The sequence below is a fragment of the Streptomyces yunnanensis genome (genome assembly GCF_029011865.1).
Taxonomy (GTDB): Bacteria; Actinomycetota; Actinomycetes; order Streptomycetales; family Streptomycetaceae; genus Streptomyces; species Streptomyces yunnanensis.
On sequence record NZ_CP095749.1, the window covers coordinates 8,884,269 to 8,908,364 of the forward strand.

24 protein-coding genes are annotated in these 24,096 nt (G+C 70.6%); 9 read left to right on the forward strand and 15 right to left on the reverse strand.

What is annotated here, in order from left to right; translation table 11 throughout:
- The first annotated feature begins 32 nt into the window (after positions 1-32).
- Complete coding sequence (locus tag MOV08_RS38810) at positions 33-938, forward strand: LysR substrate-binding domain-containing protein (protein WP_039638885.1); 906 nt, start codon at positions 33-35, stop codon at positions 936-938.
- Between the two features lie 268 nt (positions 939-1,206).
- Here MOV08_RS38810 and MOV08_RS38815 read toward each other — a convergent pair whose 3' ends face one another.
- Positions 1,207-2,799 (reverse strand): putative glycoside hydrolase, encoded by a 1,593-nt coding sequence (locus MOV08_RS38815; protein ID WP_275310837.1) that lies wholly within the window; start codon positions 2,797-2,799, stop codon positions 1,207-1,209.
- A gap of 179 nt (positions 2,800-2,978) precedes the next feature.
- Between MOV08_RS38815 and MOV08_RS38820 the strand changes: the two genes are divergently transcribed.
- Positions 2,979-4,016 (forward strand): polysaccharide deacetylase family protein, encoded by a 1,038-nt coding sequence (locus MOV08_RS38820; RefSeq protein ID WP_275310839.1) that lies wholly within the window; start codon positions 2,979-2,981, stop codon positions 4,014-4,016.
- 28 nt (positions 4,017-4,044) lie between these two features.
- Here the strand turns inward: MOV08_RS38820 and MOV08_RS38825 are convergent, their stop codons facing one another.
- Both MOV08_RS38825 and MOV08_RS38830 read right to left on the reverse strand, forming a co-directional pair.
- Positions 4,045-4,470 carry a PPOX class F420-dependent oxidoreductase gene (locus MOV08_RS38825; RefSeq protein WP_039638889.1) on the reverse strand — a complete coding sequence of 142 codons (426 nt, stop codon included), beginning with the start codon at positions 4,468-4,470 and terminating at the stop codon, positions 4,045-4,047.
- 388 nt (positions 4,471-4,858) lie between these two features.
- Entirely contained in the window at positions 4,859-5,260 is a 402-nt protein-coding gene (locus MOV08_RS38830; protein ID WP_275310841.1) for a hypothetical protein, read from the reverse strand.
- 185 nt (positions 5,261-5,445) lie between these two features.
- Here MOV08_RS38830 and MOV08_RS38835 point away from each other — a divergent pair, with 185 nt between their 5' ends.
- Both MOV08_RS38835 and MOV08_RS38840 read left to right on the forward strand, forming a co-directional pair.
- Positions 5,446-6,063: a flavin reductase family protein gene (locus MOV08_RS38835; RefSeq protein WP_039638891.1), complete on the forward strand. Its 618-nt coding sequence runs from the start codon at positions 5,446-5,448 to the stop codon at positions 6,061-6,063.
- A 427-nt stretch (positions 6,064-6,490) separates the two neighbouring features.
- Positions 6,491-7,435 carry an endonuclease/exonuclease/phosphatase family protein gene (locus MOV08_RS38840; protein WP_275310842.1) on the forward strand — a complete coding sequence of 315 codons (945 nt, stop codon included), beginning with the start codon at positions 6,491-6,493 and terminating at the stop codon, positions 7,433-7,435.
- Between the two features lie 92 nt (positions 7,436-7,527).
- Here the strand turns inward: MOV08_RS38840 and MOV08_RS38845 are convergent, their stop codons facing one another.
- The 7 genes from MOV08_RS38845 to MOV08_RS38875 all read right to left on the reverse strand — a co-directional run bounded on the left by MOV08_RS38845 (position 7,528) and on the right by MOV08_RS38875 (position 13,665).
- On the reverse strand, positions 7,528-7,755 hold the full coding sequence (locus MOV08_RS38845) for a DUF2277 domain-containing protein (protein WP_275310844.1): 228 nt from the start codon (positions 7,753-7,755) through the stop codon (positions 7,528-7,530).
- A gap of 39 nt (positions 7,756-7,794) precedes the next feature.
- Entirely contained in the window at positions 7,795-8,547 is a 753-nt protein-coding gene (locus MOV08_RS38850; RefSeq protein WP_275310845.1) for an alpha-ketoglutarate-dependent dioxygenase AlkB family protein, read from the reverse strand.
- 324 nt (positions 8,548-8,871) lie between these two features.
- Complete coding sequence (locus tag MOV08_RS38855; protein WP_275310847.1) at positions 8,872-9,579, reverse strand: hypothetical protein; 708 nt, start codon at positions 9,577-9,579, stop codon at positions 8,872-8,874.
- A gap of 5 nt (positions 9,580-9,584) precedes the next feature.
- Positions 9,585-10,166 (reverse strand): methylated-DNA--[protein]-cysteine S-methyltransferase, encoded by a 582-nt coding sequence (locus MOV08_RS38860; protein WP_078876074.1) that lies wholly within the window; start codon positions 10,164-10,166, stop codon positions 9,585-9,587.
- 480 nt (positions 10,167-10,646) lie between these two features.
- Complete coding sequence (locus MOV08_RS38865; RefSeq protein WP_143179712.1) at positions 10,647-10,841, reverse strand: hypothetical protein; 195 nt, start codon at positions 10,839-10,841, stop codon at positions 10,647-10,649.
- 887 nt (positions 10,842-11,728) lie between these two features.
- Entirely contained in the window at positions 11,729-12,205 is a 477-nt protein-coding gene (locus MOV08_RS38870; RefSeq protein ID WP_275310849.1) for a nuclear transport factor 2 family protein, read from the reverse strand.
- A 77-nt stretch (positions 12,206-12,282) separates the two neighbouring features.
- On the reverse strand, positions 12,283-13,665 hold the full coding sequence (locus MOV08_RS38875) for a serine hydrolase domain-containing protein (protein ID WP_275310851.1): 1,383 nt from the start codon (positions 13,663-13,665) through the stop codon (positions 12,283-12,285).
- A 362-nt stretch (positions 13,666-14,027) separates the two neighbouring features.
- On the opposite strand from MOV08_RS38875, the gene MOV08_RS38880 reads away from it, so the two are divergent.
- Positions 14,028-14,258 (forward strand): DUF6296 family protein, encoded by a 231-nt coding sequence (locus MOV08_RS38880; RefSeq protein WP_039638899.1) that lies wholly within the window; start codon positions 14,028-14,030, stop codon positions 14,256-14,258.
- 54 nt (positions 14,259-14,312) lie between these two features.
- Here MOV08_RS38880 and MOV08_RS38885 read toward each other — a convergent pair whose 3' ends face one another.
- The 4 genes from MOV08_RS38885 to MOV08_RS38900 all read right to left on the reverse strand — a co-directional run bounded on the left by MOV08_RS38885 (position 14,313) and on the right by MOV08_RS38900 (position 18,355).
- On the reverse strand, positions 14,313-14,567 hold the full coding sequence (locus MOV08_RS38885; RefSeq protein WP_159030965.1) for a hypothetical protein: 255 nt from the start codon (positions 14,565-14,567) through the stop codon (positions 14,313-14,315).
- Between the two features lie 129 nt (positions 14,568-14,696).
- Entirely contained in the window at positions 14,697-15,392 is a 696-nt protein-coding gene (locus MOV08_RS38890; RefSeq protein WP_275310852.1) for an aspartate/glutamate racemase family protein, read from the reverse strand.
- A 70-nt stretch (positions 15,393-15,462) separates the two neighbouring features.
- Positions 15,463-16,806 (reverse strand): cytochrome P450 family protein, encoded by a 1,344-nt coding sequence (locus MOV08_RS38895; RefSeq protein ID WP_078876075.1) that lies wholly within the window; start codon positions 16,804-16,806, stop codon positions 15,463-15,465.
- Between the two features lie 259 nt (positions 16,807-17,065).
- The gene (locus MOV08_RS38900) at positions 17,066-18,355 is read right to left on the reverse strand and encodes an ATP-binding protein (protein WP_275310853.1); all 1,290 of its coding nucleotides are present in this window, start codon (positions 18,353-18,355) and stop codon (positions 17,066-17,068) included.
- Between the two features lie 235 nt (positions 18,356-18,590).
- Here MOV08_RS38900 and MOV08_RS38905 point away from each other — a divergent pair, with 235 nt between their 5' ends.
- The 3 genes from MOV08_RS38905 to MOV08_RS38915 all read left to right on the forward strand — a co-directional run bounded on the left by MOV08_RS38905 (position 18,591) and on the right by MOV08_RS38915 (position 21,939).
- The gene (locus MOV08_RS38905) at positions 18,591-19,316 is read left to right on the forward strand and encodes a Mut7-C RNAse domain-containing protein (RefSeq protein WP_039642802.1); all 726 of its coding nucleotides are present in this window, start codon (positions 18,591-18,593) and stop codon (positions 19,314-19,316) included.
- Between the two features lie 961 nt (positions 19,317-20,277).
- Positions 20,278-21,063: a hypothetical protein gene (locus MOV08_RS38910; protein WP_039638905.1), complete on the forward strand. Its 786-nt coding sequence runs from the start codon at positions 20,278-20,280 to the stop codon at positions 21,061-21,063.
- Between the two features lie 177 nt (positions 21,064-21,240).
- Positions 21,241-21,939, forward strand: a complete 699-nt coding sequence (locus tag MOV08_RS38915) for a class F sortase (protein WP_275310854.1) — start codon at positions 21,241-21,243, stop codon at positions 21,937-21,939.
- A 111-nt stretch (positions 21,940-22,050) separates the two neighbouring features.
- Here MOV08_RS38915 and MOV08_RS38920 read toward each other — a convergent pair whose 3' ends face one another.
- Positions 22,051-22,773 (reverse strand): hypothetical protein, encoded by a 723-nt coding sequence (locus tag MOV08_RS38920; protein WP_275310855.1) that lies wholly within the window; start codon positions 22,771-22,773, stop codon positions 22,051-22,053.
- Between the two features lie 156 nt (positions 22,774-22,929).
- On the opposite strand from MOV08_RS38920, the gene hemC reads away from it, so the two are divergent.
- Entirely contained in the window at positions 22,930-23,865 is a 936-nt protein-coding gene (gene hemC / locus MOV08_RS38925) for a hydroxymethylbilane synthase (RefSeq protein WP_039638910.1), read from the forward strand.
- The last annotated feature ends 231 nt before the right edge of the window (positions 23,866-24,096 follow it).

The window sequence follows — 24,096 nt, forward strand, 5'->3', positions numbered from 1 at the left end:
CGCTTTCCCTTGCTTTTGATATGGTCTGCCATATGGACCTGTCGAAACGCCTGCTGGAGCAGTTCCTGGCCGTGGCCGAGGAGAAGCACTTCGGCCGGGCCGCGGAAAGCCTCTCGATGAGCCAGCCCCCGCTCAGCCAGGCCATCCAGCGGTTGGAGCGCGGCCTGGGCGTGACCCTCCTGGAGCGGGGCCCGAGCAGCCCGCGCGGCGTACGCCTCACACCCGCGGGCACGGCCTTCGCCACGGAGGCGCGGCGGCTGCTGGACTCCCAGTCCGCGGCGATCGAGCGGGTCCGGCGCGTCGCGCACGGCCTGGAGGGGGACGTGCGGGTGGGGTACGTGAGCATCCTGAGCCACCGTCACCTGCCCTGGCTGCTCCGCGCGACGGCCGAGGAACTCCCCGGACTGCGCGTCCACTTGCACCAGGACTCCACCGCCACCCTCGCCGAGATGCTCCGCGCCGGCACCCTGGACCTGGCGTTCGTCCGCGACCCCTCGCCCCTCTCGGACGACCTGGCCGTCCGCGACTTCGCCGTCGAGCGCATCGTCGCGGCCCTGCCGCACGAGCACCGGCTGGCCGGAGCCGACGCGATCGCCCTGACAGACCTCCGCGACGAGGACTTCGTCCTGCCCAGCGGGGATGCCCTCCCCAGCCTCGCCCAGCAGGCCCAACTCGCCTGTCGCGACGCCGGGTTCACCCCTCGCTGCCGTGCCGGGGCCGACGACCTCACCGGCCTGCTCGGCTACGTCGCCGCGGGGCTGTGCGTCAGCCTCCTGCCGGAGGACCTGCGCGACTTCCCCATCCCCGGAATCGCCTTCGTACCGCTGCGCGGATCGTCGCCGCACTTGGAGACGACCATCGCCGCCGTCCACCGCCCCGACGCGGACGCCGCCGTGCTCCGCCTCCTGGACCTCATCCAGCGCCACGCACGGCCGTGACATGCGTCCTGGACAGGTGCGGCCGCGAGCCGGAGTGGCTGAATCGCGACATACCAGCACTCACGCCAACCTGACCAAGCCCTACTCCGGTCCCGCCGGAAACCGCACAGGCAGGACGGGAGGGACTGCGGCGCCCCTTCGCTGCGGAGGCCCAGCAGGGTGGATTCGGCGAGGTCTTCGCAGCGTTGCGAAGTGGCTGGCGAGGGACTGCCTCCCACCGGTCAGCTCCGTTTCGCCCAGGCACGACCTGCTGGGATCCCGGCTCTTGTCACCGCAGGGTGGCGAGCGCCGCCCCTTGATAGGCGGCTCCGGCGTTCCAGAGCAGGAAGGAGTTCATGCCGTCCCCGGCCGCCGCTCTGATCTGGTCGGCGACTTCCTGGGGGCCGTAGTGGACACCGAGGGAGAAGTCCTGGAGCCAGGGGACGACCGTGGCTCCGGTGCCCTTGACCTGTTTGGCGAAGTCGGCCAGCGACCGGTTGACGATCTCGTAGGGGCTGGCGTTCGGGCTGGCGACCCCGTACTCACCGGCAGCCCAGTGCGAGGGGTAGACCATGGGGGCGATGTAGTCGGCGTGTTGGGCCATGGCGGGGATGTCCTGGGCGATTTCGGTGGGCCGGGTGGCCGCGATACCGAAGACCGAGACCCCGAGGTACGTGCCTTCGGGGCGGATGCTGCGGCGGGTGTCGGCGACGAACTCGGCGATGGACTTTTCGGGGGTCTGGTTGCCCAGGCCGGGGAAGCGCAGCGTGGAGAGCTTCCCGTCGGGGCGGCGCACGTAGTCGTACAGGATGTCGTCGAAGCCCAGCTTGGCTGCTTCGGTGGCCAGAGCGATGTTGTACTGGCGGACCTCGGGATCGGCGAAGTTGGTGAAGGAGAGCGTGCCGTAGTGGCCGCCGTCGTACGGGCTGCCGTCGGGGGCCTGGACCAGGCGGTGGTCCTTGCCCTGGCGGTGGGATGCCTGGGCCAGGAGGGGATCGCGGAAGGCGACGATGCGGCCGACGACGCGGGCTCCCATGCCGTGCAGGGTGTCGAGCACCTTGTGCGCGTCGTAGCGGTTCTTCACGGCACCGATCTCGCGGGCCAGTGGCACCGTGGAGTCGTAGCCGACCTCGCCGTCTTCGTCCTTGATGTCGAGCTCGACGGCGTTGACCTTCTTGTCTTTGATGAGCTGGAGAACCGGCTCACGGACCTCCGGCGAGGCCCATCCGATGGCGGTCAGGTGCGCGGCCCGGGTGAGGGGATAGGGCGCGACCGCGTCCACGTGCCCGCGGGTGACGTTGCCGCCCGCGTCCATGGCCGCCACGTCGATACGGGCGGGGGGTCGTTCGAGCCGCCGGGAGAAGGTGCCGTCGTCGCGGACGGGCACCGGCGCACCGGCTATGGAGACCTTCACCCGCCCGGCGTCCTCGACCCGGCCGCGTACCGTCACCGGTGCGCCGGGCCGGGTGGCTCGGACGGGGGACAGCCGCAGTTTCGGGGCGGTGGTGTCCACCGTGAACGTCCGGGATATGTCGTGCAGGAAGGGCAGGCCACTGTGGGAGGTGGCCGTCAGTTCGTGCCTGCCCTCGGCGAGCACGGGGGCGTCGAGAATGACGCGGCCGTCGGCCCGGTGGGTGTGCACCGGCTTCCCGTCGAGTCGCACCTCCAGCTCGGCCAGGTCGTCGGCCCCTTCCTTGGTCGTGATCGCAAGATGCGGATTGCTGACGTCGGCTCGGCCCAACACGCCCTCGCTGCCGAGCCCTTCGACCCGCAGCTGGTGAGACAGGGACTGTATGGCGAAGGCGCCGAGCGCCGTGCAGGCCGGGACCACCAGGGAGATGGTGATGACGACGGATCGTATTCGGGGTCGGTGTCCACGCATGTCCACTCTGCCGTTCTCGAAAGAGGTGTTCTTGCGTCATGAGATAGCCGCCACGCCGTCCGTCCAAGAGGTTTCGTGCGGGTAGTCATGCATTCGGCCTAGCGTGCCGGGGTGCGCGTCACGCTGTTGCCCGAGGCTTGGAGGTGACGGGCAGTATCTCGTTCACATCCGGAGGCATCATGCGGCCATCCCACCGAAGCGGTGGCGCGGTCATCGTTGCATCAGCCGTCCTGCTGCTCACCGCCTGCTCGGCAGCCCAATCCGCACTGGAACGGGGCCGAAACGGGCCGCCGGGCAGGGCACACAGGGCCGGCGGGCAGACGGCCGTCGCCGACCCGGCGGCAGTGCAGGCCGACGAGCTCGGTGCGGTCCCGGTGCTGATGTACCACCAGCTGGTGGCCGAGCCCCGGAGTGTGTACGACCGCACACCGCAGGACTTCCGCGCCGAGCTGGAACGGCTGGCACGGGAGGGATACGTACCGGTCACCGCGCGGGAGTTCAGCAGCGGGAAGATCGACATTCCCGCCGGTACCCACCCTGTGGTGCTGACCTTCGACGACTCGACCGTCAGCCAGTTCCGTCTGAGCACGGACGGCCGGCCCGCGTCCGACACCGCGGTGGGCATCCTGCTGGACGTCGCCCGGAAGCACCCCGGATTCCGCCCCGTGGCGACCTTCTTCGTCAACGCCGACCCGTTCCGTGAGCCAGGCGGCCGAAAGCCGCTGGACTGGCTCGTCAAACACGAATTCGAGATCGGCAACCACACCCTGCGGCACACCGCGCTGGGGACGGTGGACGACGCCACCGCCCAGCAGGCCATCGCCGACAACCAGAGGGCGATCACCCAGGCCGTGCCCGGCTTGTCGGTGGTGTCGATGGCACTTCCCAACGGTTCGATGTCCCGCTCCCGGCAACTGGTGCTGGAGGGAGCCGCGGGCGGTGTGCGCTACCAGCACCAGGGCGTCTACCTGGTGGGAGCCAACCCAGCCCCCTCCCCGTTCTCGACCGCCTTCGACCCGGGAGCCATCCCACGGATCCGCTCCCAGGCGGCGACCGGCCCGGAGGCCCAGTTCACCTCGACGGCCTGGCTGGACAAGCTCCGCGACGGGAAGGTCAGGCGGTACACCTCGGACGGAGACCCGAAGACGATCAGCTTCCCCAAGGCCGAGGCAGCCAGCCTCGCCCCGGCCCACCGACAGGCCGCCCGGCCGTACTGAACGGCAACCGGAACCGCGATCTCGTGACTCAGTGCGCAGTCGGCACCCACGGGCCGACGCCGCCGATGCGTTCGACGGAGTAGCGCACGATGTAACCGGGCGTCTTCTCCCCCGGGAACCCGGCGTCGGGAGAGATGTAGGTCTTCGCCAAGCGGTTGAGCAGATCCCATGCGTCCTCGCTCGGCTGAACGGTGGCCCTCGCCCGCAACACGGCGTAGGGGTTCAAGAAGACGCCGGGCTTTCGTGGGGCGTCGAAGGAGAGCACCACCCGCGGGTCCCGCTCGATGTTGCGCAGCTTCACATGACGCGACATGTGGCCGCTGACGAGATCACCGCCATCCACACCGATCCAGATGACGGTGACCTGCGGGCTCCCGTCGGCATTGATGGTGCTCAGGTGGGCCATGGGGCCGGAGGCGATCAGATCACGCAGTTCAGGCGGCAGATCGGTCACAGGGTGATCCCTTCTCCTGAGAGCTCGTCGGCAGGATCCCCCAGCTCACCAACATATCGGTGATCGGCGGGACCCGCCCTCCCGCGCCTGCCCACTGCTGCGGGCCCAAGCCCTCACCGCTGGCTACGGCCGGATCGCAACCGAGTACTTCGACGTCGGCCACACCCGCACCATCCCGTGGGCGCGCCGCCCCGAAGCCGCCGCCCCACTTGCCGCCCTCGCCAGGCCCGACCGGGAATTCGACACCTCGTCATCGGCTCCGGCGAACGCACCCTCTACGGCAACCAATTCACCGCCATGGCCCCGCTCTTCGACCACAACAACATCCCCGTCCGGATCCCAGAACGCGGTGGCGCCGCCGAACCCCGGACTGCCGGGCACGAAGAGCTCATACGGACGGTCCGCCCCCGCCGGGCCGCGGGGCCGCTTCGGTCGTCTTCCGGCCGGTGCCTCCTGGCCACGCCCTCTGCGGCGCCCCCTCCGTTGGCCCGCTCGGTCCGGGTTGCGTTGCCCAGAGCGGGAGGCGGTACTGGTGCCAGCGCTCGGTGACGTGGAGGCCCGCGGTGGCCAGTGCCTCGGTGACGACCGGGTCGCAGAGATCCTGGACGTCCAGTGCCGTGGCCTCGGGGTGCTCCTGGCGCAGCAGGTCGATGAGCGCGACCAGCAGTGCGGCCAGCTGCCGGGCGTCCACCCCCGTGCGGTGGAAGACCGCGTCGGCCGTCGCCACGCGGTTCTCGATCACTGCCGTGATCTGGGCGGCCAACTGCCCGTCCGGTGCCAGGAGATCCAACGCTGCATACGGGAGACGGGGACCTCGAAGTCCTCCCAGACGGTGCCGCTGGCGGTGGCTGGTACGGTGTCGGTTCCTGGTGCTCGACGGCTCCGATACCAGGCATTTTCGACCGAACCTCGCGGTCGGGCGGTGCTGCGGATGGTTCGTAGAATCCGCGGCCCCGCAGGTGGATACTGATCACCATGCGAGTTGATTTCAATCCTGCTGAGATGCCCCGCAATGACTTCTACAAGCTGTTGACCGCCACGGTCGTGCCGCGGCCGATCGCCTGGGTGTCGACCATCTCCCACGATGGGACGGCGAATCTGGCGCCGCATTCCTTCTTCAGTATCGCCAGCGTGACACCGCCGGTGGTGCAGTTCAGCTCCGTCGGCCGCAAGGACACCTTGCGGAACATCGAGGCCACCGGCGAATTCGTGGTCAACTTCACGCCGGAGGAGCTCTTTGAGCAGATCAACGACACGGCCACCGACTTCCCGCATGGGGTGAGCGAGTTCGAGGCGGCGGCGATCGAGGCCGAACCGAGCCTTCGGGTGAAGCCGCCGCGGGTCGCCGCCTCGCCGGTGGCATTCGAGTGCGAACTGCACAGCACACTGCGGATCGGGGACGGCACCGTGGTGTTCGGGCGGGTCGTACATGCCGTGGTCTCGGACGACGTCCTGGTTGACGGGCACCCGGAGATCAGCAAGTTGCGCCCGCTGTCGCGGCTGGGGAAGAACGAATGGGGGACGGTCAGCGGCGTTCGCGACCTCGCTCGGATCCGGCACGAGGATTGGCAGGGGCCGGCAGCCGACCGTTAGTCGTCGGTGACCGGCGGGCAGATAGTGGGTGGGCAGCAAACCGTGGTCCGAGAGACACGGGCCAGGGTTTCACGGCCAGTTCATTTCCGGAGGACTTCCGGAACTTCGTGTGTTGCGGGAGTCTGAGCCACGACGTTGTCCAAGACGGCTGAGGGCGACCGCAGCAGATTGGGAAGATCGGTCACCCTGGGCCGGTATCCGAGAGTCAGGATCCTGGAGTCGGGAGTGACTTGTGGACGAGTGCGCCGCTGAGTGGACGGAATCCGGTCCGGGTTCCCCTGTCGGTCACATCGGTCGTGTTGTGTCCCCTGGGACCGGTTCAGATTCTGGTCAGAATGCGCCGCTGCCGCCTGTTGTCGCTGCGGCTTCGAGGGAATCCGGGGAATTCCGGGAGGAGGCTTCCGGCGCGGCGTTCAGCCGGCGGGCCGTGCTGCGCGGAGTTGCCGCCACAGCCGTCACCGGATCTGCTACGGCAGCAGTGCCGACGGCGGCGTACGGCGGCGGCACCGCGTACGCCGCCGCCGACGGCGGGCGATCGCTGCGCGTGATGACGTTCAACTTGCGGTATGCGTCGGATTCCCGCCCGAATTCCTGGGCCGAGCGCAGACCGGTCATGCGGAGTCTGCTGCACCGGGAGGCCCCTCATCTGCTCGGGACGCAGGAGGGGCTCTACGGGCAGTTGCGTGATATCGCAACGGATCTCGGCCCCCATTACGACTGGGTGGGGACGGGACGCGCCGGCGGCAGCCGGGACGAATTCGCGGCGATCTTCTACGACGTGCGGCGTCTCGCTCCGATGGAATACGACCACTTCTGGCTTTCGGACACGCCCTATGTGATCGGCTCCAGAACCTGGGGAAACACCGTGATCCGGATGGCCACGTGGGTACGGTTCCGGGATCTTCGGTACCGCGGTGGAGAGGGCGGAGCCGGGGAAGGCGGCCGTCGTGGGGAAAGCGGAGAAAGACAGGGTTCCGGGGAGTTCTATGCGCTGAACACGCATCTTGATCACGCTGTGCAGTATGCGCGGGAGCGTTCCGCTGCGCTGATCAATGAGCGGTTGGATGCCCTGGATCCGACATTGCCGCGGATCGTCACCGGCGATTTCAATGTCGCCGCGCACAAGAACCCCGTGTACGAGGCCATGCTCGGGGCCGGCAAGCTCGTCGACAGCTGGGATGCGGCCGAAGCACGCAGCGCCCAGTACGGAACCTTCCATGGATATCGCCCGCTGGTCCCGGATGGCGACCGCGTCGACTGGATCCTCACCTCGCCGACGGTGCGGACACGGCGCGCGGTGATCAATACCTATTCGCTGCACGGGCAGTTCCCGAGCGATCACCTTCCGGTGCAGGCGCTGGTCGATTGGTGAGGGACGCATGAGGGGGGATGGTGGGATGCCCCGTGTACGGGCGGATGCCCCGTGTACGGGCGACGGGTCGTTCTGGTCGTTGAGATGGCGTCCTACTGGCGGTGGACGGCGGCGGAGCCGCGGATCTGAAGACCGTCGAGGAGTTCCTGGGTCGCTGCCGCGACGGCATCGACGGCTTGGTCGAACACCTCGCGGTTGTGGGCGGCCGGGGCGCGGAATCCGGAGACCTTGCGGACGTACTGCAAGGCCGCCGCGCGGATGTCCTCGTCGCTGACCTCGGGGGTGACGGGCGGACGGAGCGTCTTGATGCTGCGGCACATGCGTCCAGTGTGCCCCGGCAGAGGCCCGGAGGGCGCGAATCAGCTGAGTCCGGTGACCCGCATGGTGATGTTGAGGCGGCCGGTGGAAATGCCGGTGGCGGGGTCGCCGGTGCCCGGATGGACCTTGGGCACGCCATGGTACACGAAACGCGAAGGACCACCGAAGACGAAGAGATCCCCCGAGACCAGCTCGATGTCGGTGTACGGCTTGGTGCGGGTCTCCGTATTGCCGAAGCGGAAGACGCAGGTGTCACCGATGCTGAGGGAAACCACCGGCGCGCTGGAACGCTCTTCCTTGTCCTGGTGCATGCCGAGTTTGGCCTCGCCGTCGTAGAAATTGATCAGCGCGGCGTCCGGGGTGTAGTCGTCGCCCGCCGAGGCATCCTGATATGCGTCGACCAGCGCGCGGCGGCCCAACGCGACCATCCAGTCGGGGAATTCGGCGACCGGCGCACCGTTCACATCGTCGGCGGTGCGACTGTACGCATACGGCTGCCAGTGCCAGCCGACGCACACCGTCTGCACGGACATCACGCCGCCGCGCGGCAGTTTGGTGTGCCGGATCGGAGCCGGGCCGCGCGCCCACTCCCGGCAGGCGGTGACCAGCTCACGCTGCTCGTCGAGGGACAGCCAACCGGGGACGTGGACCGCCCCGGGGGCCAGCTCCCGGCGGGTACGGCCTTCGAGGCCGGCGGTCGCTCCCGGCCGGCGGTCGCCCCCCTGACGTCCGCTCGCCCCGTCGGCACCGCGCAGCCGCCCGATGTCCTCGAAACCGGGGAGTGGGGTGCTCATGGGCTTGTGACCTGCCTTGATGCGGTGGGAAATGGGGCAATCGACGGAGACTCGGACTCGGACTCGGACTCGGAGTCGGAGTCGGGGAACAGGGACAGGGGCGAGGGGTGGGGGATGGTGACAGGACGGGGGATGGCTGCTTGCCGTGTGTGCTTCTCCTGATTCCTCTTTGCTTTCAGCCTGCCACGGGATGGGGTGGGTGGGGATGGCGGTGGGATGTCCGATGGATGTCCGGTGGCACGGGGGTGGTGCCGGGAGGGTGCTGAAGGCTCGCGCTCCCTGCTTCCCGAGCCGTACGAGCCATCGGGGAATTCCGCGATGCGCTCAGGGCCCGCCGGGGGAGGCGGCGGGTGGGGTGCCCGGAGGGCGCCGGGTGACCCAGCCCCGGTCGATGAGCCAGGTGCCGCCGTCGGCGGAGACGCCGCGCATGCCCTGGAGTGTCGCCGGACCGGCCAGGGCGACGAGACGGGAGTCGCCGAGCGACGCGAAGCCGTAGGTACGGGCCGGTTCCCAGTTGGTGCTGTGGCGGAGCCGACGGCTCATCTGGGCCCAGCCCAGCGGTGCGGCGGCGACCACCCAGGCGTCCGGCCGATCGGCCGTGAAGCGCCGCGCGGGGCGCAGCCAGGACGCGGCGTGCTCCGGCCAGTCGACCACCGCCAGGACGGTTCGGCCGGCCGCTCGCCATGCCTCCGCGCATGCCGCGGCGGCCGCGGTGGACGCATCGTCCCGGCTGTGTCCGATGGTGACGGCGAACGGGGCGCGGGGGCGACGGCGACGCGGGTGGCGGGTGTGGTGTGCGCCCGGTAGGCCGTCCGACCCCGACACCGTCGGGACGGGAGGGGAGAGCAAGAGGCCGAACAGGGTGGAGAGTTCGGCGTCGGTGTGGGGGATGGCGGAGGGGAACGGCTGGTATGTGTCCGCCTCGTCCCGCGGGATGAGGGGAGACGGCACGTCGCGGAGGGCGGCGGTCGGGTGGGTGCCGCACGCGGCGGCGGGCGGGACGTTCATGGCGATCGGCGGGGAGTCGCTCACGGCGTTCAGATGAGGGTGGGCTGGAGGGCGCCTTCGTGCGTCAGCAGCGCGATCTTGCGTTCCACGCCGGCTGCGTACCCTCGCATACCGCCGTCCGCGCCGATCACCCGGTGGCAGGGTCGTACGACCAGCAGCGGGTTCGCTCCGATCGCGGCTCCCAGCGCGCGGACGTCGGTACGCGATACGCCCAGGGCGTCGGCGAGCCGACCGTATGTGGTCGTGGTGCCGTACGGAATCTCGTCCAGGGCCTGCCAGACGCGTTCCTGGAAGTCCGTACCCGTGGCTTGAAACGACAGTTCGAAGCGGGGCAGTTGGCCGGCGAAGTAGGCTCGCAACTGCCGGATGGCCTCGGCGAACGGGCGGGCGTCGCGGCGCCAGTGTGTCCGTACGACGGTGGCGCCGCGCTGTCCGGAGAGGGAGAGCGAGGTCAGCGCAATGCCGCAGCGCGCGGTGGGGGAGTCCACGCCGACGAGCAGCAACTCACCGAGAGGACTGTCGAGGGTGGTGCAGTAGGTCACGGTGGTGGGTGCCGAAGCGGGGGCGGGCGTCGAAGCCGGGGTGGCCGTGTGGCGGATGCTGGTGTGCATGATGCGTCCTCGTCGTGCTGATACCGGGGCTTTCTTCGAGTCTGCCGGCATGCGGACGCAGCTACTGGCGGAAATCGGACGTGGTGGTACGGGGCGGGTGGGTTCAGGAACGCCCTGGCCTCAGGCGCCTACACGTGCCGGGATTGCAGATGCTTCGGCCCCTGTGGTGAGGCCCTGGCGGCCCGCCGGGCCGGGGTGGGGCGGGTAGGGCGCCAGGGCCGTCGTGCATGTGTCCTCGTCCGTGCGTGGGTGCTCTGTACTAGGGCCTGTCGTCAAACTCCCGTCTGCCGGTCGTCGCCCGTCACGCGCCCCCACCCTCGAACCGGCTTCGCACGGCTCGGGCGGGGGGACCCCCTTCGCCGCACCGGGCGACGACCCCAGTACGCCCGTACAGGGGCCATCGCCCGGCACGCCGAGAGCACGCACCGGACACCGCCCGGCCCGCCCTCCGGGCGGACGACGGGAGTTTGACGACAGACCCTAGGCGGCCTCGACGACCTCCGTGACTTCGGCGCGCACCGCCAGCGTCCAGATCTCCAGGAGTGCCGCATAGTCCGCCATGTCCTGCGCAGTCCAGGCCAGACCGTGCCGGGCGCGCACGAAACGCCGGATCGAATCGTTGGCCTCGGAAGCGGCAACGGGCGTACCCGTATGGGCAGAAGGAGTTGCGGACATGTGAGACATGCTAGGGGCAGCCACTGACAACGCTTCCCCGCGTTCTTCAGCCATAGCGCCCCCGAGCGGGCACCACTGATCGCCCTGACTCCACCTCAACTCGCTGACCAGCAAAGACTGTCAGCACCTCGCCCTCCCCTCGCTGCCTGCATGTGTCCATTCCCACACGCTCCGCGTTCGCCCCACCCTGTCCGTCCACGCTCGAACCGTCAACAGGGCGTCGTGCGATCCGGCCTACGAGGCCGGGATGGGGGGCGCGGCGGTGGCGAGTCCGCTGTGCCCTGCCCCTGTTCCTTCCTTCTACCCCTCCCGCCCCCTTCCCCCACCCCCCACCCCCTCCTCCTCGCGTTTCCTCTTTCTCTTCCTCTTCCTCCACTCGTGCGTGCCTCGTCCACTCGTGCGCGCCTCCCCCCACCCGTGCGCGCGTCCTCTGCTCGTGCGCGCCTGCACTGCTCGTGTTGGTCCGCTGCACGGCGGCGCCGATCTCAGGTCGCACCCACGGCGGGTGCGCTGCTGTTGGGCGTTCCCCGGATCGGGTGGTGCATTGTGTTGGGGCCCGATGTGGGACGGGGCGTGGATCGGGGGCGCGGGTGTGCCGGTGGTCGCCGCCCGCCTGGCCGGGGCGTGCGGACGTGGGCAGGTAAGCCGCCTTCGTGCGTGACCTGTGTGCACCGGCACGGGGGCGGCGTTGTCAGTGGTCGCCCGTACGGTGGTTCCCGTATCTATCCGAGCTGCTGGCGCTTCTCGGACCCGCCCCGCTTCCGTGATATCGCACGGGAGCGGGGCCCTTCCTTCCCTCGTGGCTCTCTCCTTGCCCCCTTCTCTCTCTTCTGGCTTTCTCCTTCATGCGGTGGCGGGCTGAGTCTCCGGCCCCGTCTTGCTCCGGCTCAGGTGTTGCTCGGAGGTGCGAGGCGTGCCGTGTCGGCGCCGAAGGCCAGATGAGTGGTGCGGGTGGCCAGTAGCCAGGTGCTGCCGACCTTGCGGAAGGTGTCCTCGTAATGGCCCACGTTGGTGGGGAGTTGTGACGGAACGATGCCTTCGACGAAGCCGTCGACGCGGTAGGTGGTGAGGTAGGAGGTGGCGGTAGCCGTCGTGGCGGAGGTGACGGAGACCAGGATGTTCGTCATCAGGCGGCGGGAGAGGCGGTCGGCCGGGCGGGAGCCGAAATACTCGCGCAGCGCCTCGCGGCCCTCGATGCGACGGTGACCGTGCGGCCACTGCCAGACGCCGTCGTCCGTGAAGAGTTCGGCCACGGAACTCGGGTCGCCGAGGTCGAGGCGGTGGATGAAATCGAGGATCAGGCGTTCGCAGGCGCGCTCGGCGAGCAGCCGGTCGATGGGGGCGAGTGCTTCATCGTTGTTCATGTGTAGTCCTGGATACCTTCGGTTGGGAGGTGGTGAATCGCCTGCAGCGTGTCATGTGCGAGAGGTGCGTTGCAGACCTATCGGGAGTGTTGCCCTGGGGCGGAGGTCAGGGGAGCGGTCCGGGTGGGTGCCAGGGGCCGCTCGGTGGTGTGGCTGGCTGTGGTGCTGCATATGGCCTGTGCCACGTGGGCGTCCATGGCCGCGTCGATCGGGTTCGGTAGGGGCCGGTCGTTGGAGTCGAGCTTCTGGTAGCGAGTGAGGTTGAAGCCGAGGGAGATTTGGCGGCGGCCGTCAGGGCTGGACCAGGACCAGGTCATGGCGCCGACTACCAGACCGCTGTGGCCCCAGAACTCTCCGCAGGGCGAGGTCGTTTGGAATAGGCCGAGGCCGTAGCGCGTGGTGGAACCCGGGATGGGCACGGTCGTCTTCATCTGGCGCAGCTGCGCCCAAGGGAGCAACTCGCCGCCCAGCAGGGACCGGTAGAAGCGATTGAGGTCGGGCATCGTCGATACGAGGGCGCCGGCCGTGCCGGCCCAGGACATGTTGTAGACGCTGAAGTCACGCGGCGGATCGAAGTGTCCGTTGGCGGCCTCGTACATCTTCGCGTGCGGTCCGGAGAGGGAGGGCGACTGGGGGAAGTAGGTGTGCCGCAGACCGGCCTTTCGGATCACGTGTGCGGTGATGTAGGTCTCGGGGACCTGGCCGGTGACCTTCTGCAGCAGGAGGCCGGCGATGATGTAGTTGGTGTTGGAGTAGTGGTGCGCCTGGCCCGGCTTGCCGAACGGGGGAGCCTCGATTCCCAGACGGGCCAGTTCCTCCGGGGCGAATTGGTGGAAGCGATTGCCCTCCAGGCTGTCCATGGTCGCGAAGATCGATGCGCTGTAGTCGGCGATGCCACTGGTGTGGTTGAGCAGCATCCGGACGGTGACGGCCCGCCCGCGCTCGCCCGTTATGAGGCCGGGTAAATAGCGGTCGATCGGTGCGTCGAGGTCGATGCGCCCCTTGCTGACTTCCCGGAGTACGGCGACCGCGGTGAAGGTCTTGGTGATGCTGCCGATGCGGTGCTGCATCTGCGGGGTGACGGGGCGTCCGGTGTCGATGTCGGCGACTCCGGCCGCGCCTTGCCAGCTGTCGGAACCGTCCCGCACGGCCGAGTAGGCGCCGTACATCCCCGCGTCGTGGAATGCCTGGAGGGATCTCTCCAGGGCCTGGTGGTCCAGGGGGGAGGGGCGGGCGGGGCGGGTGAGGTGTGTCGAGGCCGAGGTCGAGGTCGAGGTCAAGGCGGTGGTGGCGGTGGCCGGTGTGCCGGCGTATGCGACCTGTGATTGGAGGGGCGAGGCGGCAGCCGGCGCGGAGGCCGCGGAGGCCGCGGTGGGGAGGGCGAGGAGGGATAACGCGGCGGTGGCGGCGGTGAGGGTCAGTCGGGGACGGAGGTGCGGTGGGCGGGGGCGAACGCGCATGGTGGCTCCGGGAGTTCAGCGTCTGGAGGGAACGTGGATATCGGGGTATTCCGTTCATCGGCGTTTCATTGCCTTGATTCTCGCTTTGGCTCGGCTGCGGGACATCAACCCACGGGTCGACCTTGATCCCGGATTCCGGCGGTGGGAGTAGGAGCGTGGTGTGACGTGGAGTGATGGCGGCCGTCGGTGCGGGCAGTCCATGCAGCCCCTGCGACCAATTCATTAATCCTTCAATGAATTGTGGTGAGGCGTGGTGCCCGGGCGTGGGTCAGGATGGAAGGGCCGGGGCGCTGCGACGTGCGCAGTGGTAGGGGGCGGCGTCCTGGGCGGCAGAACCCGCAGAGCAGTATCGGGAGGCCCTGATGGATTACCCGGAACGCTATGAGCTGGTATTTCAGGCCCTCGCGGTGGAGGACGACGTGGTCGTCGTCCGGCGTACCGACCAGGCGGGAGCGGGCGGGTATCCGATCTACGAAGACGAGTCGGGGATCGTCCGCGCGGAGATCAGTGACCGGGGTGAGGTCCGCATGGTGGCGAGCGGTGGGCACCAGGCGCCCCGTACCCCTCTCCTGGCGAGAGTCCTGAGCCCGTAACGCTCGGTGAACGGGGCGGACCGGACGGCCGCCAGGCATCGTCGCCGGGAGTTGTCAGAGCCCACGCAGGTGCGAGCGTCGTGGGCGCGGGAACCGGGGCGAGGCGTCCGCCTGTTGCGCGTCCGCAGCGGCGGCGGCTTCAGGATCGGACTCGGAGTCGGAGACGGAGGTGAGGTCGGGGGCAGGATCGGGACCGGTGGTGTCGCTCTCGGTGGCATCTCCGCGAAGAACAGCCAGGGCGCGTTCCAGGGTCTCTCCGGTGACTTGTATCCGGATCCGGGCCAGGCGTTCCAACTCGCTGTGCGACACCACGTCAGCGTACCCGCCGATGTGACAAATGAGGGCTGCGCTGTGCCATGGGGGCCTTGGTGCCGGGTCCAACGCCACGGCGCGGTCCCGGCGTGCTCGGGGCCTGCTCGGGGCGCGGTCCTGGTGACGTCACGGTGCGGTCAGTGCGCGGGAGACCGCGGCCTCGGCGTGCAGGCGGGTCGTCGGGAAGACGGGGACCGGGCTGTCCTGCGGGCGGATGAGCAGCTCGATCTCGGTGCAGCCGAGCACGATGCCCTCGGCTCCGGCGGCGACCAGCTCGTCGATGACGGCGCGGTAGGCGTCGCGGGACTCCTCCTTGACCACGCCCAGGCACAGCTCCTCGTAGATCACGCGGTGCACGGTCTCTCGGCCGGCGGCCTTCGGGACCAGTACGTCCAGGCCGTGGCTCGCGAGGCGACCGCGGTAGAAGTCCTGCTCCATGGTGAATGCGGTGCCGAGCAGTCCGACGCGGCGGACTCCCCGGTCCCGCACGGCCTCCGCCGTGGTGTCGGCGAGGTGCAGCAGCGGGACGCCGATCGCGGATCCCACCCGGTCGGCGACCTTGTGCATGGTGTTGGTGCAGAGCAGCAGAAGCTCCGCGCCCGCCGCCTCCAGCGCCTTGGCGGCCTCGGCCAGGATGTCGCCGGCCTCGTCCCAGCGCGCCTCGGCCTGGAGGCGTTCGATCTCCGCGAAGTCCACCGAGTAGAGCACACACTTGGCGGAGTGCAGCCCGCCCAGTCGCTGCCGCGTCAGCTCGTTCAACAGGCGGTAGTACTCCGCCGTGGACTCCCAGCTCATGCCGCCGATCAAACCGATGGTCTTCATTGGGACACTGTCGCACAGGGCGGCCGGTGGCCCGGCACCGGCCAGCGGACCGGTACCGGCCGGTCGGCGGCTATCCGTCCCAGCGGATCGGGAGCCGGTCCATGCCGCGCATGAGGAGACCGGTGCGCCAGTTCGGGGCGTCGGCGGCGGTGTCCAGGGCGAGGCTCGGGCAGCGGTCCAGAAGGGAGCGGAGGGCGATCCGCCCCTCCAGACGGGCCAGCGGCGCACCGAGGCAGAAGTGGATGCCATGGCCGAAGGCGACGTGGCCGCGCGGATCGCGGGTGATGTCGAAGTCGTCTGCGGCGGCGAACCGTTGGGGGTCGCGGGAGGCCGAGGCGAGGGAGATCAGCACGGGGGAGCCGGCGGGGATCACGGTGCCGCCGAGCTCCACCGGCTCGGACGCGCAGCGCCAGGTCGCGGTCTCCACCGGGCCGTCGTAGCGGAGCATCTCCTCGACGGCGTTGTCCAGCAGGCCGTCGTCGGCGCGCAGGGCGGCCAGTTGGGCGGGGTGCTCCAGCAGGGCCCGGACGCCGTTGGCGATCAGGTTGACCGTGGTCTCGTGGCCGGCGACCAGCAACAGGAAGGCCGTGCCGATCAGTTCGTCGCGGGAGAGCCGGTCGCCGTCCTCGTCGCTGGTCCGGATCAGGGCGCTCAGCAGTCCGTCGACCGGTTCGCGGCGCTGGGTCTCGATGAGGGCGGAGAGGTAGTCGGACATCTCCTGGGTGGCCCGTACGACCTCGTCCGGACCGGTCGGTGAGACGAGTTCGTGGGACCAGGCGCGGAAGGACTCGCGGTCGATCGACGGGACGCCGAGCAGTTCGCAGATGACGGTCATCGGCAGGGGGAAGGCCAGCGCCTCGATGAGGTCGGCCCGGCCGTCCGGCGCGGCCAGCATCGCGTCGAGGAGTTCGTCGGTGAGGTGCTGCACGCGAGGGCGTAGGGCCTCCACGCGGCGGCTGGTGAACTCCTTAGCCACCAGTTTCCGCAGCCGGGTGTGGTGCGGCGGGTCCACGTCCAGCATGTTGGTGAACAACGGCGCCTCGCCGACCACGCGTTCCAGGTTGGCGTTGCTCCAGTCCTTGCCCAGGCGCGGGTCGGCGAGCGCGGCGCGGACCGCCTCATGGCCGACGACCAGCCATGAGTCCTGGTCGTACGGGGTGCGTATCCGGTGGACGGGGCCCTGCTCCCGCAGCTTGGCGTAGTACGGATACGGGTCGTCGACGAAGCCCTGGCCGTAGGCGGGCAGGTCGATCACCGCGGACGTCCCGGAGTCGGGCGACGGATCGGTGAACGGGGAGCGCCGCGGTGCGGATGTCTTGGAGCCCCATGCGTCTCCTGAGCCCTGTGGGGCCTCGGAGATCTGAGGGGTCTGCCCGCCCTGTGGGGCCAGCTCGGTCTGCGGATGCTCCGGCATGTGCCGTCCCGCCTCTCTCGACTCGCAACATGTTTCGACGTGCCACAACTCTCGGTGCAGATCCGCACCTTGCGGCCCGGCTGCTGTGCTCACCGTACGCAGGCCCGGCCGGTGGCATCGTCGTCCCAGCGGAGGAGGCGCAACGGGTGACCTCCACCCTGCGCAGTGTGGTGGCGTCATCGGGGTGGGGGAGGAGGATCATCTGTTGGTGGGGCCGTGCCGATCCGTGGCTGCGCGGGCCCGCCCCGGCGGGGAGGTCTCAGCAGCGCGCATGGGCGGTGATGTCGGCGCCGAATTCGTCGATCATCGCCGGGGTGACGGTCGGCCGGCACTGCGCGATCGCGGCGAGGTAGTCCTCGGTGCTCGCGCCAGGCCGGCCCTGGGGCCCCGTCCCGCCGCCGAGCGCCTCCAGATCCCGTTCGAACGACGCCTGGGCGGCCACCCGCGCGGTGTGCTCGATGTCCGCCGGGGTGAACAGCTCGCTGGCCGCGACCAACGCCGGGATGTCCACGTCGGGGCGCCCCTCGGTGTACCGGGACCAGATCGCCGCCCGCGCGGCCGGATCGGGCGTGCCGATCGGAATCAGGTAGTCGAAGCGTCCCGGGCGCAGGAACGCCGGGTCGAGCGAGCGGATGGAGTTGGTGGCGCAGACCAGCAGGCGCTCGTCCTGCTCCCGGAATCCGGGGATCAGTTTGAGCAGCTCGTTGGTCACCCCGTGCAGACCGCCCGGCTGCGCGGGCTCGTTGCGGACCGGTGCGATCTCCTCGACCTCGTCGATGAACACCAGCACCCGCTCCAGCTCGGCGATCCTGGCGAACGCGCTGCGCAGCGCCGCCGCCAGGTTGCCCTCGTCCGCCAACCGGGACGGCAGCAGCTCGACGAACGGCCAGCCCAGCCGGGCGGCGATCCCGCGGGCGAAGGTGGTCTTCCCGGTCCCCGGCGGGCCGAACAGGGCGATCGCCCGCGGTGGCCGGACCCCGTGCCGGGCGGCCCGCTCCGGCTCCGCCAGCGGCAGCACCACCCGCCGCTCGATCAGGTCCTTCTCCGCCTCCATACCGGCGACCTTGGCCCACAGGTCGGACGGCAGGAACCGCCCGCCCAGATCGTCCAGGAGGCTCGCCGCGGGCCCGTGGTGCGGCTCGACCTTCTCGAAGTAGGCGACCGCGGGCTGCCGGGTGTAGCCCGCGTTGAGCAGGCCCTCCCCGAGCAGATCCTCCTCGGGGAGCACATACGCGATACGGCTCACCCGGGCGGCGACCAGGCGCCGCTCCAGCTCCACCAGCAGCGCGCTGGCCAGCCCCCGACCACGCCAGGCCGAGGAGATCGCGATCCGCATCACCCAGCCCCGCTCACCGGCGACGCAGGCGAGCGCCGCCCCTATGGGAGCGCCCTGATGGACGGCCACCACGGCGGGCTGCCGCGAGGTCAGGGCGCTGATGCACTCGGCGAGCGAGAAGACCGACTCCTGGCCGAGCTCGGCCGTGGAGTCGATCAGGTGGACCACTTCGGCGAGGTCCTTCTCGCGGTAGTCGTGGATGAGCCAGTTCACCGGTGCCGCCCCTCGTTGGTGTCGCTGATGTTGCCGATGTGCAGGTGAGGCTAGGGGCGGCCGTCAGATGGGGCCTGCTCCACCGTGCACAATCCGCCGGCCGGACCGCTACGGTCCGTATGTGGCGCCGCGGCCGGATACGACACCGGAGGGCGCCGCCTCCCGTCGCCGTCCGTGCCCCCGCCCCGGGGAATCCACTGGCTGCCGCGACCCGCCCGGTGCCATGCTGTGCGACGTGAACGGACCCGAAATCGCCCTGAGCATCGCCCCTGAGCTGCACCTCTTCGTCGGAGCGGAACGCACCGCCCGCCGCGCTCCCCTGGTGACCGACGGCGCCGCCACGCTCGGCCACGTCATCGAGTCGCTGGGCATCCCGCTGACCGAGGTCGGGCGCGTGGTCGTGGACGGTGCGCAGACCTCCGTCGCACACATCCCGAGCCAGGGCGAACACATCGAGGTCCACGCCGTCGAGCGACCGCAGCGCGTCCCCGGCGCACCGCTGCGGTTCCTGCTCGACGTGCACCTCGGCACGCTGGCCCGCCGACTGCGGCTGCTCGGCGTCGACGCGGCGTACACCAACGAGGACCCCGGCGACGCCGCGCTCGCCGCGCGCTCCGCCGAGGAACGGCGGGTGCTGCTCTCCCGCGACCGAGGGCTGCTCCAGCGCCGGGAGATCTGGGCCGGTGCCTACATCTACAGCGACCGCCCCGACGACCAACTCCGGGACGTGCTGGGCCGGTTCGCCCCCACGCTCGACCCCTGGACCCGCTGCACCGCGTGCAACGGCCGCCTGGCAGCCGCCGACAAGGACGCCGTCCAGGAACAGCTCCAGCACGGCACCCAGCGCACCTACGACGTCTTCGCGCAGTGCACCGCGTGCGGCCGGGTCTACTGGCGCGGGGCCCACCACGCCCGCCTGGAGGCGATCGTCGAGGAGGCGCTGCGGGCCGCCACCGGCTGAACCGCGCGCCCCCGCCTCACCCCGCGCCCACCGCCCACCGCCCGCACGAATTCCTCGATCCGGGCGAGCGTGCCCCGGTGTCGATGTGCAGATGACCGACCATGCCCAGCGCCCGCGCGGTGCGCACACGGCCCGCGGTATCGTCGACGAACAAGGCACGCGCCGGATCCGCCACGCCGGCCCGCCGCAGCGCACTGGCATAGATCGGCCCCCGGCCGCCGCCGGGCGACGCGCCACCAGGATTCCTGCCCCCATCCTGCCGATCAGCACCTGGTCGTCGTTCCCCGCGAACAGCGCCGCGAGGAAGGCGTGTTGGGGAATTCCGAGTCGGTCGCCCCACTCGGCGGCGGCCGCCGGCAGGTGACCCGGCGACAGCACGCCGCCGATGTCGATCAGGATCGCGGGTGGGTCCGGATCTCCGGACGCCGATGGCCATGCTCCGTCCTCCGGCGTTGATGTCGCGTCGGCACCTGGTGCGTCCGGTCCCAGTCTCTCCCGGACTGTCCGACCGGCCTGCCCAGTTGACGTCACATCAGGAGACGCCCGGTCAGGCGTCGCACGGTGTGGACGTCGGTGATCCCGCCCGGCCGGTGACTGGCACGCCGTGCCGACGCCCGACCCGGTCCCGCCCGCCCGCGACGACGGGGCGTGGCGCGACCGACGGGCGGCGGGTACCCGCACCGCCCCTGTCGCGGGACCCGTCGCGCCGGCCGGCCGCCCGCTCCGGGCCCCTTTAGACCCCCTCTAGCCCACCTTGATGACGACACGCCGGAGCCACGCGCCGTCCAACGGGTGAATACCTCGTCTTCCGCCACCCGAAGAGCCGACGTTGTCCCCCGAATGCGGCGTTCTCCGGTGGTGCCGAGCCCGATTCCGACTGACGGTGATCACGTCGCTACTGCGATCCGATGTGCCGACGAAGTGTCAGCCTTCGCAGTCGCGCCGAAAGGAACATGACTCCATGCGCACTGCCCGCACTCTGTTCGCATCCGCCGCCATCACGGCGGTGCTCACTATCACCGCACCCACCGCGAGCGCCATGGGCCTGGTCCAGGACTTCGCGCCGGGCAGCGGTACCTCTGTCAGCGGCGACGACCACGGCCGGGGCGACAACGACCACGGCCGAGGTGGGGGCCGCGACCACGGCCGCGGCGGCTATGGCCGTGGCGATGGCGGCTACGGTCGCGGTGACGGCGGCTATGGCCGCGGTGACGGCGGCTACGGTCGCGGTGACGGCGGCTACGGCCGTGGCGATGGCGGCTACGGCCGCGGTGGCAACCACTGGGGCCGCCGTCCGCACGGTGGCGTGCACACCGGTGGTGGCGCGCTGGCCACGTCCGTGATCGGTGACTGGGACAACGACTCCGGCGACGACCACGGCCGGGGCCGCGACCACGGCCGGGGCGGCGACCGCGACCACGGCCGCGGCGGCTACGGCCACGGCCACGGCCGTGGTGACGGTGGCTATGGCCGCGGTGACGGTGGCTACGGTCGCGGTGACGGTGGCTACGGCCGTGGCGACGGTGGCTACGGTCGCGGTGACGGTGGCTACGGCCGTGGTGACGGCGGCTATGGCCGTGGCGGCGACCACTGGGGACGTCGCCCGCACGGCGGTGTCCACACCGGTGGCGGCGGCATGGCAATGTCCGGCAGCGGTCTGGCCGCCGGCTCCGTCCTGATGCTCGGTGGTCTGGGTGCTGGTGCCTACATGCTGCGTCGCCGCAACACGTCGGGCACCGCGGCCTGATAAGGCTGCCCCTCCGGAGGTCGATGTGCAGTCGCGGCCACCGTCCTCGCCGGACGGTGGCCGCGGCGATTCCGGGTCCGCCGCCGCGGTGCCGCGCGTCCCGCGATGACCTGCGTGTCGTCCGACGACGCCGCGCCCCCGCCGCACCGTGCCCCGCCCGCTCACGAAAGGCCCCTCATGACCGCCCAGCAGTCGCCCCAGCCGAATCCGAACCCCGATCCCGCTCCACCCAAGAAGACCGCCACAGCCCTCCCTGTGGGACGCGGTGCGATCTGGGCCGCGGGAGCCTTTCTGCTGGGTGCCTTCCTCATCTACAACTCCGTGGACACCTCGGCGGACGCCAAACCGCAGTCCCACCACGCGCCCGCCGCCACCGGGCACCACACCAGGCCGGCCACCGACCTGACGCTGCCCCGCTCCCTACCGAAGCGGCTGACGATTCCGGAGATCGCCGTGGACGCGCCGTTCACGCCGCTGACCCTGGCCGAATCCGGGCAGCTCAACCCGCCCCCGGCCGGCGAGAAGAACCTGGTCGGCTGGTACCAGGACGGCGCCACGCCGGGGGAGCGCGGCGCGGCGATCGTCGCCGGGCACGTGGACACCAAGACCGGACCAGCGGTGTTCCTGCAGCTGGAGACGCTCAAGCCCGGCGCCACCGTCGAGATCACCCGTGAGGACGGCATCGTCGCCACGTTCCAGATCGACTCCGTGGAGACCTTCAGCAAGGCGAGTTTCCCCAACGACAGGGTCTACGCGGACACCCCGGACGCCCAGCTCCGCCTGATCACCTGCGGCGGCTCGTACGACCGGAAGGCGAAGGACTACGTGGCCAACGTGGTGGCCTTCGCCCACCTCGTCTCGTCGAAGCAGGCCTAGCCGATCCAGCGCGTCGCGGGTCCGTCCGCAGCCCGACGGCCGGGAACCCGGACCGGTCCACCGCCGGTCCGGGCTCCCGGCCGTCGGGGCGAGCGGGCGCCGGCCCCGTCGTCACGACCGCACGCGGCCGTCCCAGCGCCACTGCGTGCGGCGCGGATGCCCGGGGAGCGCGGTGCGCCCGGTGGCCCAGAGCAGCGTCGGCCAGGGATCGGCGCCGACCGGGGCGTCCGGGAACAGCCGGGCCAGGACCCGCGCGCACACCCCGGCCGGCGGATCCCAGTCGAGCCCCAGCCCCGCGGCCAGATCGTGGGTGTGGACGACCGTCTCGACGATTCCCATCGCCGCGAAGCCCTCCGGGTCCGAGACGCCGAAGACATGGTGGGCGCGCACCTGCGGGGGAGTGGTGCGCACCATCGCCACCAGCAGCGCGCCGCACGCCTCCAGCGTCTGCAGGAGCCCGGCGGGCCCGGCGGCGCGATCGGCGTGCACCGCGTTCGCCGGGCCGCCGGGGCGCTTGCGGTGCCAGGAGAACGGCACCTCGCGGTCCAACGGCGGTGTTCCGGGCCCCAGTTGGGCGGCGTAGGAGAACAGGTCGTCACTGAGGTGCTCGACGGTTTCCCAGCAATCCCAGTCCAGCGAGCCGGCCTTGGCGCCGTTCTCCCAGGCAGTGGTGGGCGCGCCGCGCAGGAGTTCCACCGCGAGCCGCACGGCGTCGGCGAGGTCGTCGGCGGTCACCGGGCCGTCGACGGTGTCGGGAGCCGGGGCGAGGGGATCCGGGCGGACGGGAGACGACGGTTGATCTCCTCCGGTCCGGCCGCTACTTGAACGAGACATGCCGGGACGGTACCGCGGGTGACTGGCGCGGGTCGGACTGGGTCACATGGTCCCGACGGCCGCCCGTCCGCATACCGGAACAGGGGTGACGCGACGCACTCGAACTCCGACGCGCTGTCGGTAACTGTCCGTATTTGACGGTCTATCATCGGCGCCATGTCCGCCCCAGAACTGATTCGCATCGTCTCCCGTGACTCGCCGATGGCCCTGGCGCAGGTGGAGCGCGTCCGCACCGAACTGGCCGTGCTGCACCCCGGCGTCGCCACGGAGGTGGTCCCCGTCAAGACGACCGGGGACCGGTGGATGGGGGCCCTCTCCCAGGTGGAGGGGAAGGGGGCGTTCACCAAGGAGGTCGACGCCGCCCTCCTGGCCGGCGAGGCGGACCTCGCGGTGCACTGCGTCAAGGACATCCCGGGCGACCGCCCGCTGCCGGCCGGGACCGCGTTCGCCGCCTTCCTCAAGCGCGACGACGTCCGTGACGCGCTGATCCACCCGGGCGGGCTCACCCTCGACGAGCTGCCCGCCGGCACCCGGATCGGCACCTCCGCGGTGCGCCGGATCGCCCAGCTCGCCGCCTCGCACCCGCACCTGGAGTGCGTGCCGATGCGCGGCAACGCCAACCGCCGCATGGAGAAGCTGGCCGCCGGAGAGGCCGATGCCCTGCTGCTGGCCGTCTCCGGACTGGAACGGATCGGCCGCACCGACACGATCACCGAGATCCTGCCGGTGGACGTGATGTGCCCGCCCCTCGGCGCGGGCGTCCTGGCCCTCCAGTGCCGCGAGGACGACACCGCCACCATCGACGCCGTCAGCGGCCTCGGCGACCCCGCGACGTACCGGGAGACCATGGCGGAACGGATGCTGCTGCACGTCCTCCAAGGCCACTGCAACAGCCCGATCGCCGGGTTCGCCGCCACCGACCGGAGCGGCGAGCTCTCCCTGCGGGCCAGCGTCTTCACGCCCGACGGCAAGACCGTCCTGAAGGCGCACGAGTGGGCCGGCCCGCTGACCCCCGAGACGCTGGGGACCTCCGTCGCCGTGGCGCTGCTGCGCCAGGGCGCCCGCGAACTGATCGACGGCATCGCCCACTGACTGTCACTGACGGTCGTACCCGCTCGACATCGACTGGGTACGACCGCTGGATGCGGCACCCGGGCATCGAGGCGGCGCCGTGACCCTGTGCGTCGGCCGGCAGCTGCGCTCGCACCTGCCGGCGGTGCGACCGGCTGGTCACGGTCGAGGCGGGAAGCCGTAATTCCCTTCTGTGCGCGGGGTGTTGGCGCCTTCGTGCCCCGTCGCCCGCCGCCGGCCCTGCTGGGGGTC

Excerpts from the sequence above, each read along its gene's own strand:
- MOV08_RS38820 (WP_275310839.1), top strand. The coding sequence starts at position 2,979 with ATGCGGCCATCCCACCGAAGCGGTGGCGCGGTCATCGTTGCATCAGCC.
- MOV08_RS38845 (WP_275310844.1), bottom strand. The coding sequence starts at position 7,755 with ATGTGCCGCAGCATCAAGACGCTCCGTCCGCCCGTCACCCCCGAGGTC.
- MOV08_RS38810 (WP_039638885.1), top strand. The coding sequence starts at position 33 with ATGGACCTGTCGAAACGCCTGCTGGAGCAGTTCCTGGCCGTGGCCGAG.
- MOV08_RS38815 (WP_275310837.1), bottom strand. The coding sequence starts at position 2,799 with ATGCGTGGACACCGACCCCGAATACGATCCGTCGTCATCACCATCTCC.
- MOV08_RS38875 (WP_275310851.1), bottom strand. The coding sequence starts at position 13,665 with ATGCGCGTTCGCCCCCGCCCACCGCACCTCCGTCCCCGACTGACCCTC.
- hemC (WP_039638910.1), top strand. The coding sequence starts at position 22,930 with ATGTCCGCCCCAGAACTGATTCGCATCGTCTCCCGTGACTCGCCGATG.
- MOV08_RS38870 (WP_275310849.1), bottom strand. The coding sequence starts at position 12,205 with ATGAACAACGATGAAGCACTCGCCCCCATCGACCGGCTGCTCGCCGAG.
- MOV08_RS38890 (WP_275310852.1), bottom strand. The coding sequence starts at position 15,392 with ATGAAGACCATCGGTTTGATCGGCGGCATGAGCTGGGAGTCCACGGCG.
- MOV08_RS38880 (WP_039638899.1), top strand. The coding sequence starts at position 14,028 with ATGGATTACCCGGAACGCTATGAGCTGGTATTTCAGGCCCTCGCGGTG.
- MOV08_RS38915 (WP_275310854.1), top strand. The coding sequence starts at position 21,241 with ATGACCGCCCAGCAGTCGCCCCAGCCGAATCCGAACCCCGATCCCGCT.
- MOV08_RS38850 (WP_275310845.1), bottom strand. The coding sequence starts at position 8,547 with ATGAGCACCCCACTCCCCGGTTTCGAGGACATCGGGCGGCTGCGCGGT.
- MOV08_RS38865 (WP_143179712.1), bottom strand. The coding sequence starts at position 10,841 with ATGTCCGCAACTCCTTCTGCCCATACGGGTACGCCCGTTGCCGCTTCC.
- MOV08_RS38920 (WP_275310855.1), bottom strand. The coding sequence starts at position 22,773 with ATGTCTCGTTCAAGTAGCGGCCGGACCGGAGGAGATCAACCGTCGTCT.
- MOV08_RS38910 (WP_039638905.1), top strand. The coding sequence starts at position 20,278 with ATGCGCACTGCCCGCACTCTGTTCGCATCCGCCGCCATCACGGCGGTG.
- MOV08_RS38895 (WP_078876075.1), bottom strand. The coding sequence starts at position 16,806 with ATGCCGGAGCATCCGCAGACCGAGCTGGCCCCACAGGGCGGGCAGACC.
- MOV08_RS38835 (WP_039638891.1), top strand. The coding sequence starts at position 5,446 with ATGCGAGTTGATTTCAATCCTGCTGAGATGCCCCGCAATGACTTCTAC.
- MOV08_RS38860 (WP_078876074.1), bottom strand. The coding sequence starts at position 10,166 with ATGCACACCAGCATCCGCCACACGGCCACCCCGGCTTCGACGCCCGCC.